Genomic DNA, 16,373 nt, shown 5'->3' on the forward strand with positions numbered 1-16,373 from the left:
ACCCTTCCTTCTTCCCTATCAATATCAAATGAGCATGTTCTCTTATTCTAATATAATTTAGCCCCTGCCGGAATATGGTTATCAACCATCAGAAGATGCAGTTCTTCATCGTCTGAATCCTTCAGGTTATTCACTGCTGAAAGCAGCATACCGCAAGACTCGATTCCCATCATCTTTCTTGGCGGAAGGTTGGTGATTGCGATCAGTGTCTTACCAACTAATTCTTCCGGCTCATAGTAAGAGTGGATTCCGCTTAAGATCGTGCGGTCTGTACCTGTTCCGTCATCCAGTGTGAACTGAAGGAGCTTCTTGCTCTTCGGAACTGCTACACACTCTTTAACCTTTACGGCACGGAAATCAGATTTGCTGAATGTATCGAAATCAACCTCTTCTTCAAATAAAGGCTCAACCTTTACGTTGGAGAAGTCAATCTTCGCGTTGTCTTTGAAGAATCCGTTGTTGTCGTTTGCAGTTGCTTCTTCTCCTGCTCCGGATTTTCCTGCTTTTTTGTCAGAGTCAAGACTCTTCATCGTAGGAAACAATAATACATCACGGATAGCCTGGCTGTCTGTCAGCAGCATTACCAGACGGTCAATACCGTAACCGATACCACCTGTTGGCGGCATACCGATTTCCAGAGCATTCAGGAAATCTTCATCTGTATGGTTAGCTTCATCATCGCCGGCTGCAAATGCTTCTTCCTGTGCAGCGAAACGTTCTCTCTGATCGATCGGATCATTCAGCTCTGAGTAAGCGTTGCACATTTCACGGCCGTAAATATATAACTCGAAACGTTCTACCAATTCAGGATTGGATGGTTTCTTCTTAGTCAATGGTGAAATTTCAATCGGATGATCTGTGACAAATGTAGGCTGGATCATCTTGTCTTCACAGAATTCTTCGAAGAAGAGATTGATGATGTCACCCTTCTTGTGACGTGCTTCATAAGCAACATGATGCTCGTCAGCCAGTTTCTTGGCTTCTTCATCTGTCTTCACTTCTGTAAAATCTACACCTGAGTATTTCTTAACTGCATCCATCATTGTGATACGTTCAAATGGCTTTGACATATCAATAATCGTGCCATTATAGCTGAGTACTGCGCTGCCGCAGACTTTCTCTGCAAGATAACGGAACATACTCTCTGTCAGTTCCATCATGCCTTCATAGTCTGTGTAAGCCTGGTATAATTCCATCAATGTAAATTCCGGATTGTGACGGGTATCAACACCTTCATTACGGAATACACGGCCGATTTCGTAAACTCTTTCAAGACCGCCGACGATCAGACGTTTCAGATAAAGCTCCAGAGAAATACGAAGCTTCACATCTTCATCCAGCGCGTTGTAATGTGTCTCGAAAGGTCTTGCTGCTGCACCGCCTGCATTGGATACAAGCATCGGCGTCTCTACTTCCATGAAGCCGCGGCCGTCAAGGAAGTTACGAATTTCCTTAAGAATCTGGGAACGTTTGATAAATGTATCTCTGACTTCCGGATTCATGATCAGATCCACATAACGCTGACGATAACGAATATCTGTGTTTGTCAGGCCATGGAACTTCTCAGGAAGTGTATGCAGACTCTTGGAAAGGAGCGTGATCTCTGTTGCATGAATAGAAATCTCACCTGTCTTTGTCTTGAAAACTTTGCCCTTGATGCCAATGATATCACCGATATCAAACTTCTTGAATGCCTGATAGGCCTCTGTACCCAGTTCATCTCTTGCTACATAAGACTGAATATCTCCCTGCAGATCACGGACATTGCAGAAAGAAGCCTTACCCATGACACGCTTCTGCATCATACGGCCGGCTACAGTCACTTCCTGACCTTCAAGTTCATCAAAATTGTTCTTAATCTCCATGCTGTGATGGGTTACGTTATACTTAGTGATCAGAAACGGGTCATTGCCTGCTGCCTGAAGGTCAGCCAGCTTGCCGCGTCTGATTTTATCCTGTTCACTGACATCTGGTGTCTGATTGTTCTTTGCCTCTGCCACTTTGCTCTCTCCTGTTCTATTCGATAACTGATTTTTGCGTTTCCTATTACTAAATTCAAGGGCTTACTCATAGAATTAAGCCCTTGTCCATATTAAGCTCTTGCAATCTCAAGGATCTTGAATTCCAGGTCACCGGAAATAGTCTCAACAACGATTGTCTCGCCAACCTTGGAACCAATAAGTGCTGCACCTACCGGTGATTCATTGGAAATCTTGCCGTTTAATGCATCTGCTTCTGTAGAACCAACGATTGTATATTCCACTTCTTCGTCCATCTCTACGTCATATAACTTCACACGGCTGCCGATACCGACAGTATCTGCATCCACTTCATCCTGGCCAACAACTTCTACATTCTTCAGAAGTTTCTCGAGTTCTTCGATACGTGCTTCTATATCTCTCTGCTCGTCCTTAGCTGCATCGTACTCAGCATTTTCAGAAAGGTCGCCCTGTTCTCTCGCTTCCTTGATCTTCTGGGCAACTTCCTTACGTTTGTATACCTTCAGATCAAATAATTCATCTTCCAACGCTCTTAAACCCGCAAATGTCATAATATTCTTCTTTGTCTCAGCCATAATAAAATATCCTTTCTATAACTATTATTCTATCTTTCACCTGAACTGCTCAGTCATTCTCAAAATGTTCATACTTCAGGCTGGATCCATCTTCTGCAATCCGCCATACAGTATAACTGCAGAACTATCTATTTTATCCAGCATACATCCCTGTATTATATCTTATTGACATTTCACTGTCAACTGATTCCTTCACTTAAACCCTTGATTCATGCCATATTTTTCGTCATGATCCATTGTTTTTGTCATGAGCTTTCATACCGCCTTCGCTGTATGCTAGCCAATCTGCCAAAAGCTGTTTCAAAGCTTCATAAGATTCCACTTCATTCACAGCCTGACGCATTCTGGCGGAACCGTGATAACCGGCTGTATACCAGGCCACATGTTTGCGCATCTCTCGGATGCCCTGATATTCTCCCTTGTAACGGATATGCATTTCCGCGTGACGCAGCATCATATCTGTCATCTCTTTCAGCGACGGTTTCTCGTGAAGGATTCCCTTCTCCAGATAATCAATGATATCTCTGAACAGCCATGGGTTGCCTCTGGCGCCTCTGGCTGCCATAATGGCATCACATCCGGTCTCTTCAATCATCCGCTTTGCATCCTGAGGGGTAAAAATGTCGCCATTTCCGATAACCGGAATCTTCACGGCCTCTTTTACCCTGCGGATGATCTCCCAATCGGCCTTTCCGCTGTAATACTGTTCTCTCGTTCTCCCGTGGACAGCAACAGCCGCAGCGCCATTGGCCTCCGCAATTTTGGCCATCTCTACAGCATTGATATGATCATCATCAAAACCTTTTCTAATCTTGACCGTCACCGGCTTGTCAATGGCTTCCACCAGACTTCTGACGATCCGGCCTGCCAGCTCCGGCTGCTTCATCAGTGCGGACCCTTCACCGTTATTGACAACTTTCGGCACAGGACATCCCATATTGACATCCAGCACATCAAAATCTCTGTCTGCAATCATTCTTGCCGCTTCCGCCATGATATCCGAGTCTGAACCAAACAGCTGCAGAGACACCGGGCGTTCCTGTGGCACAGTTTCCATTAGAAGAAATGTGTTTTTGTTCTTATAAGTAATGGCTTTTGCACTGACCATCTCCGTACAGACCATGCCGCATCCCTGTTCGCGGCAGAGCACACGAAATGGCAGGTCAGTAACGCCTGCCATCGGTGCCAGTATAACGGGACGATCAATGCAAAGATTTCCAATTTGTAATGGTTTCATCATCATATGCACAATGTTTCCTTTTTATTCCTGCTTCAATGTCTATCATTGACTTAGTTCTGTATTTTCCTGCTCTTCCTTCCGGCAGCCACATTTTTATAATAAATAATGCGCAGCCCCTGAAGGGTCAGCATATTATCATAAATATCAATGACATCTGTTTCGTCGGCAATCACCTTGCCGAAACCGCCTGTTGCCACCACTTTGATATTCTCAAGACCAGATTCCTCTTTCATCTTGCGGACAATGTATTCCGTCTCCCCAATGGTACCGTACACGATTCCGGCCTGAATGCACTCTGTTGTATCCTTCGTCAGAATTGTCTTCGGCTTTCTAATCTCCACTTCCGGAATTCTGGCTGCATCACTGGTCAGCGCCTGAACACTTGTCTGAATACCCGGCGCAATAACAACGGAATCCAGCTTGCCGTCCTCTAAAACCAGCTGATAGGAAGTCGCTGTTCCGTAATCAATGACAATGGCCGGCACACCGTATAATTCCTTGACAGCCGCTGCATTGACGATCAGATCAGAACCTGCTTCCTTCGGGTTCTCTGCACCGACTTTCACTCCTGTCTTCACTCCCGGTCCCACAATAACCGGATGCACATGAAAATATTTGATACAGGCATTGGTCAGCGAATACATGACATTCGGCACGACAGAAGCGATAATAACGCCTTCTATATCATGGTGACTGGCATTGGATAAACGAACCAGATCACGCAAAAGCACACCATACTCATCGGATGTTCTTGGAACCTTTGTGGTCACACGATAAATCTTCAGAAGCTTCTCTCCCTTGAAGGTACCCAATGTGATATTTGTGTTGCTGACATCAATCGCCATTATCATCTTCAATATCCTCCCCTAAAAAGAAAACTTTATAATAGGTCTCCAGTGACTCAAATAATTCCTGTTTCTCCTGCTGCATCTGCTTAATCTTCAACACACTGCCGATCTCATCATAAAGAAGATCGCCTTCATCGGCAGATGTATTGAGTTCAAGATTGCCGTTTTCATCAAATTCAAGGGACAGCACACCGCCTACATCTTCCGTGAACAACACGCACATAATCTTCAGCTCATCCTTAACATGCTGCGGCAGCCCTTCAAAATTCTCATTCAGATAAAACTTCTTCTCGTATGCACTTGAAGCACATAATACCATTTTATCCTGAAACATATTCTTCCTCCTTCATATACCTGCCCGTTTCTGCTCAGGGCAAGTCCTTCTCATTCTATAACTATACATACCCAAGAACGCCTCTGACCGAGACTTCCCCCGATATCACCGATGTTGTCGTTCCATCATCCCTCTCAACAAGAAGCGCACCTTCCGCATCAATGCCTCGGGCAGTTCCTTCATACCGATGGCCGCGTTCCTCAATCATCACTCTGCGGTCCATATTCACAAGGCGCTGATTATAAGCATCCACCATCAATGCCAAATTCTCTGTCTGCGCAAAGAGATCATAATACTTCTCAAACGCTTTCCAGGTATCTGCAATAATCTCCGCCCGTTTGTAATAGGCGCCTGTGATCACATGCATGGATGCAGCAACCGACGCAATATCCTCTGGAAAATCATCTGTATTCACATTAATCCCGATGCCGATCACAACATAATGGATATTGTCCAGTTCTGAACTCATCTCTGTCAGGATTCCGCACACCTTGCGGCCGTCGATCACGATATCATTCGGCCATTTAATGGCACATCCTTCCACACGGCTGCTGATAGCATCATAAACAGCCATCGCTGCTACCAGTGTCAGCATAGACGCTGACATCGGATGAATCTGCGGTCTCAAAAGAATACTCATCCAGATGCCGCTGCCCTTTGGCGAATGCCAAGGACGGCCTCTTCTGCCTCTGCCGGATACCTGACGCTCAGCGACCACAAGTGTTCCATGTGAAGCCCCCTGTTCTGCCAGCATCTTAGCTGTCTGATTGGTCGATGCCTGTTCTTCTTCATAGACAACCGGCCGTGCCGCCCATGATGTCTCAAGGAGACTTTCTACTTCTTCTGCTGTCACAAGGTCCGGTGTCTGCACCAGCCTGTACCCTTTATTCTTCACAGCATCAATGACATAGCCCTCTTCCTTCAGTTGATTCATCACTTTCCAGATGGCTGTTCTTGACACGTCGAACATCTGACACAGCTCCTGGCCGGACACATAGTCCTCTGCCTCTCTGAGACACTTTAATATCTTTTCCTTCATGTCACGACCTCCGCTTATATTCATTCCATATGAACCCATATGATACGATATTAACCCATTTTGATTAAATTATCAAGAGCTGCAATAAAAAGAATGTGCCGCATCTCCCCTCTGTAAGGAAATGGACACATTCCATTCAATCTGTTTATGAAGCTTTAACATCGTATTCGCTTTCTCTTGAATCATCAAAAGCTGACTTGTATGACAGCGGATACAAAATCAATCCAAGTACGCATGCCCAAAATACATCCACAACTGAATGCTGTTTCAGGAAAAATGTTGACATACAGATTGCAAGGGCCAGTATGTAGGAACCCACATGAACCAGCTTCTTGTGCTTAAAGGCATTGGAATGCTGGATAACCGTATTGATTGCAATACTGTTGAACACATGGATCGACGGGCAGACATTCGTTGCCGTATCCACAGACCAGATCATGTCTACCAGTCTTGAGAAAATATTGTTATTGGTTATCTCCGGTCTCAGATTCAATCCATTCGGAATCAGTGTGTAAATAATCAGGCAGACAATCATACCGGTGAACATATAACGACAGGCATGATAAAAATCATCTCTTGACTTTATGTAAAAATAAACAAATGTACCGGCGATCCACACAAACCACAGCAAATACGGCACGATAAAGTATTCACAAAATGGAATCTTATCATCCAGCTTCGAATGTATCATCAAAACCGGCTGTGCATACTTCTCCAACAGGGAAAACCATGTAAAATAAACAAGCATAAAAACACTCACAAACTGCAATGGGTGATTCAAGGTCCATTGTCTCAATCTTCTCATAGGAACTCCTCCACAACTTATTATAATTATTATGGTCGACTAAAAATTATTTTCTTTCTTGATACAAACAGAAGTATACACCCATTTTTTAAAGATTGTCTATCTAAATTCTGAAAAATTTCTTAAACATTCTCGTTATAAGTTTGTAAAAAAGTACAAGCCGCTGTACAACCTGCACAGCGGCTCGCCTAATCTTAGGTGAAAATTTACATATCTTCTAAGCGTTATTTGGCATCTGCCTCTTTGACAACTTCCGCAATAGAAGTGGCAAGACCTGCAATGCCCTGAATATCTGACGGAATAATGATCTTCGTGGCCTTACCGTCAGCCGCCTTCGCAAAAGCTTCCAGACTCTTTAACTGGAGAACAGCTGAATCTGCACCGGCTTCGCGAATGAACTTGATACCATCAGCATTGGCCTGCTGAATCTTCAAAATAGCCTGCGCTTCACCTTCTGCCTCACGGATCTTCGCTTCCTTCACAGCTTCCGCATGAAGGATCGCAGATTGCTTATCTGCCTCAGCCTGCAGGATCACAGATTCCTTATGGCCTTCTGCCTTCAGGATTGCAGAACGTTTCTCACCTTCTGCGATCAGAATGGATTCTCGACGTTCACGTTCAGCCTTCATCTGTTTCTCCATGGCATCCTGAATCGCAGATGGCGGGATAATATTCTTCAGTTCGACACGATTGACCTTGATGCCCCATGGGTCAGTGGCTTCATCCAGTGTTGAACGCATCTTGGCATTGATGATCTCACGGGATGTCAGCGTCTCATCCAATTCCAGATCACCGATAATATTACGCAGTGTTGTTGCTGTCAGATTTTCAATGGCCATGATCGGATTCTGAACACCATAGCAATACAGCTTCGGGTCTGTAATCTGATAGAAGACAACGGTATCAATACGCATGGTAACGTTATCCTTCGTAATAACCGGCTGAGGTGCAAAATCTACAACCTGTTCCTTCAAGATAACTTTCTTGGCAACTTTGTCAATGATCGGCATCTTGATATGAAAACCAACCGACCAGGTTCCCTGATAGGCACCCAGACGCTCAATAACATAGGCATGGGCCTGGGGAACGATCTTCAGGCAGGATGCTAAGATCAATAACAGGATAATAATTAATACAATCACTAAAATCATATTAGTCTCCTTTCTTCTGTCCTTCGACAATGAGTTTCACGCCTTCAATACCAACAACAGTAACAACGTCACCTGTTCTGAAAATGATGGTATCATCCGAGCTTCTTGCTGTCCATTCCAGACCATTGATCACAACCTGACCTTCACCTTTCAGGTTATTGATATCCGCAATGACTCTGGCTGATTTGCCAACCAGGGCCTCCGTATTCGTCTTGACCGTTCTGGTATTCAGATACTTCACAGCCCATGGTCTTGTGAAAAACAGCAGTACAACAGATACAACTACAAAAACGCCAATCTGGATTCCCTGATTCAATCCGAGCAACGCTGTCAGAAATGCAAACAGAGCGCCTGCTGCAAACCAGATTGTCGTCAACCCCAGCGTCATAATCTCTATGATCAGCAGAACTGCCATCAATGCCAGCCAGATAATCTCCATTTGTTCCACGCAAATCCCTCCTTGCCTCATTCTATTCCGCATCTGCGTCAGATATCTGTAGTTGTCTTCATCATATCATTTTTTACGGTTGATGTCTATATCATTCCTCATTATTTAAAACAATTGACATTTGATATGTTAATAAATCTGAATTTTCTGAATTTTTTCTTACGAAATGATAACAATTTACAATTGTTCTCTTCTCTGGCGATTCGCCTCATACATCAACACCGCCGCTGCAACCGCTGCATTCAGCGATTCAAGCTGTCCTCCCATAGGAATTCTGATGTAATCCGTGGCACTGTCAGCCGCTTCCTGCGTCAGGCCATTGCCTTCATTGCCGATGAGAAATCCTGAAGGCTGTCTGTAGTCTTCTCCGTCATAGGTATGCTTTCCCTTTAAATGGGCCGCATACAACCGAATGCCCTGTGCTTTTGCCATACGGATAGTCTCACAGAAATCATCCACATAGACAAACGGCATTCTGTACAGAGACCCCATTGTAGCCCTGATGGTCTTCGGATTATAAATATCTGTCGTTTCACGGCTCATAATGATCCCCGTTACGCCGGCTCCTTCCGCTGTCCGCATCATGGTGCCGAGATTACCCGGATCCTGGATATTCTCAAGGAACAGCAGCAATGCATCCGGCTGCTTCATAATAGCGTCCAGACTGTTCTCCTGCTGTCTGACAACCGCCATAATTCCCTGAGGTGTCTGTGTATCGGAAACCTGTCGGAATACCTGATTATCCACGATCAGTGCCTTCGAAAGATCCAGTCCCCGAAGTTCCGGCGGATGCCTGTAAAAGCTCTCAGATACATAAACCCTCTCCAGTCTGTCCGCCGGAGTTTCTGCAACCATCCGGATGCCCTCTGCCACAAAACACTTTTCCTTTTTTCTCTGCTTACTCTTATTCAAAAGCTCTTTAATCCTTTTCATCTGTGGATTGGAAACACTTGTGATCATCTTCTCCTCCTTCAAAAAAAGAGCTGCCGCCTCTTCCCGATGGCCCAAAGCCACTGCGGAATTTTCTGACGACAGCCCCTGAATATCTCTGTATGATTCAGTTATATCTGTTCTGTAATTATATCAATGTACTAGCGTGCAAGGATCTTGGCTACACTGTACTGGAACGGATCCAGCTCCTTCTGCATCGCCAATGCTTCCTCAATATCATAATCAACATACTTGCCGTCCTTATAAGCAACAACACGATTGCTCTTGCCGCCCATCAGAGCGTCTACAGCATAGGCTCCCATGACGGAAGCCATCACTCTGTCCTTCGCAGTCGGGCTTCCGCCTCTCTGCAGATGTCCAAGTATCGTTGCCCTCGTCTCAATGCCGGTGGCCGCTTCAATCCGCTTGGCCATGCTGGTGGAATGGCCAACACCCTCTGCATTGATGATAATATGATGCTTCTTGCCCCTTCTTCGGTTGGCAATAATATGATCAATCAAGGCTTCCTCATCGTAATTATATAATTCAGGAAGCAGGATATCCTCTGCACCGTTGGCAATACCGCACCAAAGTGCAATATATCCGGCATTTCTTCCCATAACTTCAATAATACTGCATCGCTCATGGGATGTGGATGTATCGCGGACCTTGTCAATGGCCTCCATCGCTGTATTCACCGCCGTATCAAAACCAATCGTATAGTCTGTACATGCAATATCCAGATCAATGGTTCCCGGTACACCAATGGTATTGATACCATGAGCCGCCAGCTTTCTTGCGCCCTGGAAAGAACCGTCACCGCCGATAACAACAACACTGTCTATGCCATGCTTCCTGCAGATCTCTGCGCCCTTTCTCTGGCCTTCCTCTGTACGAAACTCCTCACATCTGGCTGTGTATAAAAATGTACCGCCGCGATTGATAATATCAGATACACTGCCGGCATACAGATCAATGATCTCTTCCTCCAACAGTCCTGAATATCCCTTCTGAATCCCCTTGACCTGACAGCCGTAAGCAATCGCCGTTCTGACGACCGCTCGAACTGCAGCATTCATTCCCGGTGCATCTCCACCGCTTGTCAGTACACCTATTGTTTTTACACCATCATTCATGCTCAATTCCTCCACTTACGCTGTCTTAATCTTTTATCTCAAATCCATTAGAAATATTTTAATACAGTTTTAGAAGCTTTTCAAGACAGTTTCCCGAACTTTTACGTTTTCTTTTCCCAATACTGTTCCAAGCTGGTCAAGAATTTCTTCCTCTGCCTTTATATTCCATGATACAGGCAGTTTCTTAATGGCTTTTTCCACTTTACAGAATATGATGACCCGGTCATTGCCCGAATGCCCCGCCAGGGTTTTGTACAGGGCTTCCTGCTGTCCGATAAAGCTGTTCTTGTCCGGATACTGCAGCCATACTTCCTTTGGCACCTTATCAAAAGGAATGATCTTCTCCGCGATCAGTTTCGCCTGCTGATCCTCCGAAGCAGACACACGGCCCTTGATGTAAAGCTTCGCCTCCTCTGTCAGTTCAGCCTGATATTTCTCATAATCATTCGGAAAAATAATGACTTCTACTGTTCCCAGCAGATCCTCCAGCTGAATAAAAGCCATCATCTTGTTGTTCTTTGTTGATTTAACTGTTTTGCCCGTCACCATACCGCCAATGACCACCAATGACTGATCGACCACATTCGGCATGCCGATTTCCTCATTGACATAGAAATCGGAGGTCACCGCCGTGACATTCCTGCGCCAGCTCTCAGCCACATCATCCAGCGGATGTCCGCTGATATATACCCCAAGGACTTCCTTCTCAAAGGAAAGGAGAGTACCTTTGTCATACTCACCCACATTCGGATAACGAATCTCAAAAGCCTGTTTTTCTTCTTCATCCATGAAATCGAATAATGTCATCTGACCGCTGATATTTTTCTTTCTGTCCTGAGCCACCTGATCCATAATCTGCGCATAAACCATCATCTGCTGACGCCTTGTGGCTCCAAAGCTGTCAAAGGCACCTGCCTTGATAAAATTTTCAATGGAACGTTTATTGACTTCCTTGCCGCTCATACGCTCAATGAAATTCTTCAGGCTTGTAAATGGTCCCGCCAGGGCTCTCTCCTGTTCAATGGCTGCCACCACCGGTCTTCCGATACTTTTGACCGCAGAAAGTCCGTAAAGGATCCTGCCGTTGTCCACAGAGAAACTGCTGACGCCATGATTAATATCCGGCGGCAGTATCTTAATACCCATCTGTCTGCAGGTCATAATATATTCTGCAACTTTCACTGAATTGTCGATGACAGATGTCATCAGAGCCGCCATGAACTCTACCGGATAGTAGTATTTCAGCCATGCTGTCTGATAAGAAACAATGGTATAGGCTGCTGCATGGGACTTATTGAAGGCATACTTGGCAAAATCCGTCATCTCATCAAAGATCCTGTTGGCCGTCGCCTCATCAATACCGTTGGCAATACAGCCGGGCACACCCAGTTCATCATTGCCGTACACAAAGTACTGGCGTTCCTTCGCCATCACATCCGCTTTTTTCTTCGACATAGCTCGACGCACAAGGTCGCTTCGTCCCAGATCATAACCGGCCAGTTTCATAACAATCTGCATGACCTGTTCCTGATAGACAATACAGCCGTAGGTCGGTTCCAGAATCTCTTCCAGCTGAGGACACTCATACGTGATGGACGCCGGTTCGTTCTTTCCCTTGATATAACGCGGAATAAAATCCATTGGCCCTGGACGATAAAGCGAAATACCTGCAATGATATCCTCGAGATTATGGGGTTTCAGTTCCTTCATGAAGCTCTTCATTCCCGAACTTTCAAGCTGAAAAATACCGTCGGTTTTTCCTGTTCCGATCATATCAAAAACAGCCTTGTCATTGTAATCAATCTCATGCATGTCCACATGATGCCGACCGTCTGCATTGATCAGCTTCACTGCATTCTGAATAACAGTCAGTGTACGCAGCCCCAGAAAGTCCATTTTCAGCAGTCCCAGCTCTTCCAGCGTGGTCATGGTATATTGTGTCGTGATCACATCGTCTGCGCCTCTCGACAGCGGTACAAACTCATCGACAGCCTTCGGGCTGATAACAACACCTGCAGCATGCATGGATGTATGCCGCGGCAGACCTTCCAGTCTTCTTGCCATATCAATCAAATTGTGGATACTGTCATCCCCGTCATAGAGCTTTTTCAGCTCCGGATTCATCTTCAGTGCCTTATCGATGGTAATTCCAAGCTCATTCGGAATCATCTTGGCCACACTATCACAGATGGCATAAGGCAGATCCAGGACACGCCCCACATCACGGATCACCCCCCGCGCTGCCATTGTACCAAATGTAACAATCTGCACCACGCGCTCTTTGCCATATTTTCTGACAACATAATCAATGACTTCCTGTCGTCTTTCAAAACAGAAATCCACGTCGATATCGGGCATCGTCACACGGTTCGGATTCAGGAATCGCTCAAAGAGTAAATTGTAGCGAATCGGATCCAGGGTTGTAATATCCAGACAGTAGGATACAATGCTTCCTGCTGCCGAACCTCGGCCCGGTCCGACCATAATGTCATGCTCTTTGGCATAATGAATAAAATCCCATACAATCAGGAAATAATCCACGAATCCCATGGTTTTGATGGTATTTAATTCATAGCTGACACGCTCTTTGAGCTTCTCATCCGCCTGCGGGTATCTTTCATAAAAACCGTCCCAGACAAGTTTCTGCAGATATTCCCATGAATCGTACCCTTCCGGCACAGGAAATTCCGGCAGTTTGTAATGACCGAACTCGATATCCACATGGCATCGCATGGCAATTTTGTGCGTATTCTCGATAGCCTCACGGGCATAAGGAAACAGCGATGCCATCTCTTCCGGTGATTTGACATAATACTGACCGCCCTCATAACGCATTCTATCCGTATCCGCCACTTTCTTGCCTGTCTGGATGCACAGCAATACGTCATGCGCCTGAGCATCTTCGGCCAATGTGTAATGAATATCATTGGTTGCCACCAATTCAAGGCCTGTATCTTTCGCCAGCCGAAGCAGTCCCTGATTCACCGTTTTCTGATCCGGAATGCCATGATCCTGCAATTCCAGATAAAAATGATCTTCACCGAAGATTTCTGACATTTCCTGTGCTGCATTCAAAGCCGTTTGATACAGGCCTTTTCTCAATGCATCTGGAATCTCTCCGGCCAGGCAGGCACTAAGAGCAATGATGCCTTCATGATATTCTTTTAAAAGTTCTTTATCTACACGGGGCTTATAATAAAAGCCTTCCGTAAAACCTTTGGATACAATTTTCATCAGATTATGATAACCGGTATTATTCTCCGCAAGCAATACCAGATGGTGATATCTGTTGCTGCTCATATTGCCGCTTTTGTCAAAACGTGAACCCGGTGCCACATAAACCTCACAGCCGATGACCGGATGAATGCCCTGCTTCTGTGCTTCCTTATAAAAATCAATCACACCATACATAACACCGTGATCTGTGATGGCCACACTGTCCATGCCAAGTTCCTTGACTCTGGCGATCAGTTCTTTGATTTTATTGGAGCCATCCAACAGACTGTATTCTGTATGAACGTGCAAATGTGTAAAATCCATGCGTACTCTCCTTTCTCCTGATATTCTATCACCCAACCGCGAAGCAGCTGTTTTTTTCGCGGTCATACTCATCTTCATGACACGAAAAAGGACTGCTGTAAAACGAGCACCCGCACAATACTGCTGTGCTTGAGAACCGGTTTTACAACAGCCTCTTTCCTGTCGATCTTTATAATAAAATATGTTTATTTCGATGTTGTCAGGTATTCTTCGATCTTGTTCATCGCTTCTTCTTCATCGACACCTTTCGTGATGATCGTCACTTCTTCACCCGGCGCAATAGAAAGTGTCATCATACCCATAATGCTCTTTGCATTCACCTTTTTATCTTCAACTTCTACGTAAATATTGCTTTCAAACTGGCTTGCAACCTGTACAAGTAAAGCCACAGGACGCGCTTCCATATCTGTAGGAATATTGATTGTAATGTTCTTTGAAATCATAAAATATACCTCGCCTTTCGATAATACCCCTATTGATGATGTCGTTCCCGAAGTTCATCAGCAAAAAGACTGATCTTCTTCAATCGGTGATTGACACCTGACTTTCCAACCGGTGTGTCCAACAACTGTCCGAGCTCGGCCAGTGTCGCCTCAGGATAGCGAACCCTCAATTCTGCCATCTCCTGGAGAGATTCCGGTAATTCGTCAAAAGCCGACGACATCTGAATGAATCTGATATCTTCAATCTGTTTCACAGCTGCTGAAACAGTCTTATTGATATTCGCTGTTTCACAGTTAACCTTACGATTGACGTTGTTGCGCATATCCTTGACAATGCGCACATTCTCCATATCCATCAACGCATTATAGGCACCCATAATATTCAGCAGATCAACGACCTGCGAGCTGTCCTTTACATAGACAACAAAATACTTTCTTCTCTTGATGACCCTTGCATTGATATTGAATGTCTCCATAATCATCTGCAGTTGTTTCGCCTTTGCCTCACTCAGGCAAACAATCTCAAAATGATAGGTCTTCACCGGATCGCTGACTGATCCTGCCGCCAGAAATGCGCCCCGGATAAATGCCCGTTTGCAACATTCTCTCTGAATAATCAAACTGTCTGATATGGAAAAATCTTCCTCAATCACGCCAAACGGCTTCATCAGCCTGCATGTCATAAGTATCTTTCTCGCTGTTTCATCGTCATTCACAGACAAAACATAGGACCGATTCTTATTCAAACTGGAACTATGCCGGATTGAGATATCCGTATTTATATTATATGTTTTTTTCAATAATGTAAAGTACTTTCTTGCAACGGTTACATTTTCTGTATGAATTTCTATTCGAACGTGATCTTTTTCATCAAAAATCACCTTGCCGCACATACTGATAATTGCCGCCGTTTCCGCAATGCAGCAATGGCGCGGACTATTGCACTCTTTTGAAAGTTCTTCTTTGACTTTGCTGGAAAAAGACATAGCCTTACCTCACCTGACTGCTCTTATGCTGTCCATCTCTGTCTACATCCCTGTGTTCTGCTTTGATACTGTATTCCAGATCTTTCATTTTCTCGTACAAAGCATTGGTTATTGTCACCGATCGATGCTTGCCGCCGGTACAGCCGATGGCCACCACAAGCTGGTTCTTTCCCTCTGCAATATAACGCGGGATCAGAAAAACAAGCATATCATACAGCTGTTTCAGGAATATACCGGCATCTTCTGATTTCATGACATAGTCATACACCGGTTTGTCATTGCCTGTCTGATGCTTCAATTCATCCACATAGTAAGGATTCGGCAGGAAACGTACATCGAACACAAGATCCGCATCCGCCGGAATGCCGTATTTGAATCCAAATGACAGCAATGTAATATAGAAATTGCTGTAATCCTTATCCTCAACGAAAATATGCTGAATTTCCTTTTTCAGATCGCGAATCAGAAGGTTGCTTGTATCAATGATGTAATCGGACTGTTTCTTCAGGAAACTTAAGCGCTGTCTCTCCTCAGCAATGGCTGTCTCGATTCTTCCGCCTGCAGCCAACGGATGATTTCTTCTTGTCTCTTTATAGCGCTTAATCAGTTTGTCATCTTTGCAGTCCATAAAAAGGATTTCATAATCATAGCCTTCATCACGCACCGATTTCAGAACATCCTCCAACATATTCAGATGATTTCTGCTTCGGATATCAATGCCCAGTGCCACTTTCGACATCATATTCTCCTCATGCCAGCTGATCTCCGCAAACTTCAGGATCAACGGCACCGGAAGGTTATCCACACAAAAGTACCCGGCATCTTCAAGCATCTTCAATACTGAACTCTTTCCAGCTCCCGACATTCCCGTTACAATTACAAAACGCATCTTATCACC

General features: G+C 44.9%; 15 protein-coding genes. All 15 read right to left on the reverse strand.

Annotated elements, in window-relative coordinates; translation table 11 throughout:
* Nucleotides 1–47 precede the first annotated feature (47 nt).
* Complete coding sequence (lysS, locus tag NBH03_RS06215; RefSeq protein ID WP_250798218.1) at nt 48–2,000, reverse strand: lysine--tRNA ligase; 1,953 nt, start codon at nt 1,998–2,000, stop codon at nt 48–50.
* 92 nt (nt 2,001–2,092) lie between these two features.
* Nucleotides 2,093–2,575, reverse strand: coding sequence for a transcription elongation factor GreA (gene greA / locus NBH03_RS06220; RefSeq protein ID WP_015512764.1), 483 nt, complete (start codon nt 2,573–2,575; stop codon nt 2,093–2,095).
* A 226-nt stretch (nt 2,576–2,801) separates the two neighbouring features.
* Nucleotides 2,802–3,818, reverse strand: coding sequence for a tRNA dihydrouridine synthase DusB (gene dusB / locus NBH03_RS06225; RefSeq protein ID WP_330620957.1), 1,017 nt, complete (start codon nt 3,816–3,818; stop codon nt 2,802–2,804).
* Nucleotides 3,819–3,865: 47 nt separating this feature from the next.
* Nucleotides 3,866–4,666 carry a type III pantothenate kinase gene (locus NBH03_RS06230; protein ID WP_215689018.1) on the reverse strand — a complete coding sequence of 267 codons (801 nt, stop codon included), beginning with the start codon at nt 4,664–4,666 and terminating at the stop codon, nt 3,866–3,868.
* Nucleotides 4,650–4,997, reverse strand: a complete 348-nt coding sequence (locus tag NBH03_RS06235) for a DUF6145 family protein (RefSeq protein ID WP_015512761.1) — start codon at nt 4,995–4,997, stop codon at nt 4,650–4,652. Before NBH03_RS06235 ends, NBH03_RS06230 begins: the two co-directional genes overlap by 17 nt.
* 61 nt (nt 4,998–5,058) lie before the next feature.
* Nucleotides 5,059–6,036, reverse strand: a complete 978-nt coding sequence (locus NBH03_RS06240; protein WP_250798221.1) for a biotin--[acetyl-CoA-carboxylase] ligase — start codon at nt 6,034–6,036, stop codon at nt 5,059–5,061.
* 145 nt (nt 6,037–6,181) lie between these two features.
* On the reverse strand, nt 6,182–6,841 hold the full coding sequence (locus NBH03_RS06245) for a phosphatase PAP2 family protein (RefSeq protein WP_250798226.1): 660 nt from the start codon (nt 6,839–6,841) through the stop codon (nt 6,182–6,184).
* 224 nt (nt 6,842–7,065) lie between these two features.
* Nucleotides 7,066–7,992: an SPFH domain-containing protein gene (locus NBH03_RS06250; RefSeq protein ID WP_015512758.1), complete on the reverse strand. Its 927-nt coding sequence runs from the start codon at nt 7,990–7,992 to the stop codon at nt 7,066–7,068.
* A 1-nt stretch (nt 7,993) separates the two neighbouring features.
* A complete protein-coding gene (locus tag NBH03_RS06255; RefSeq protein WP_252202782.1) occupies nt 7,994–8,431 on the reverse strand; it encodes an NfeD family protein in 438 nt (145 codons plus the stop codon).
* A gap of 186 nt (nt 8,432–8,617) precedes the next feature.
* Nucleotides 8,618–9,400 (reverse strand): TrmH family RNA methyltransferase, encoded by a 783-nt coding sequence (locus NBH03_RS06260; protein ID WP_250798228.1) that lies wholly within the window; start codon nt 9,398–9,400, stop codon nt 8,618–8,620.
* Nucleotides 9,401–9,531: 131 nt separating this feature from the next.
* Nucleotides 9,532–10,506 carry a 6-phosphofructokinase gene (gene pfkA / locus NBH03_RS06265; RefSeq protein ID WP_015512756.1) on the reverse strand — a complete coding sequence of 325 codons (975 nt, stop codon included), beginning with the start codon at nt 10,504–10,506 and terminating at the stop codon, nt 9,532–9,534.
* A gap of 69 nt (nt 10,507–10,575) precedes the next feature.
* Nucleotides 10,576–14,046, reverse strand: a complete 3,471-nt coding sequence (locus NBH03_RS06270; RefSeq protein WP_250798230.1) for a DNA polymerase III subunit alpha — start codon at nt 14,044–14,046, stop codon at nt 10,576–10,578.
* Between the two features lie 185 nt (nt 14,047–14,231).
* Nucleotides 14,232–14,489, reverse strand: coding sequence for an HPr family phosphocarrier protein (locus tag NBH03_RS06275; protein WP_015512754.1), 258 nt, complete (start codon nt 14,487–14,489; stop codon nt 14,232–14,234).
* Between the two features lie 29 nt (nt 14,490–14,518).
* Nucleotides 14,519–15,475: a DNA-binding protein WhiA gene (gene whiA, locus NBH03_RS06280; RefSeq protein ID WP_015512753.1), complete on the reverse strand. Its 957-nt coding sequence runs from the start codon at nt 15,473–15,475 to the stop codon at nt 14,519–14,521.
* A gap of 4 nt (nt 15,476–15,479) precedes the next feature.
* Nucleotides 15,480–16,364: an RNase adapter RapZ gene (gene rapZ / locus NBH03_RS06285; RefSeq protein WP_117528202.1), complete on the reverse strand. Its 885-nt coding sequence runs from the start codon at nt 16,362–16,364 to the stop codon at nt 15,480–15,482.
* Between the last annotated feature and the right edge of the window lie 9 nt (nt 16,365–16,373).

It is taken from the genome of Coprococcus intestinalis (assembly GCF_023656595.1).
In the GTDB taxonomy this organism is placed as follows: Bacteria; Bacillota; Clostridia; order Lachnospirales; family Lachnospiraceae; genus Coprococcus_A; species Coprococcus_A intestinihominis.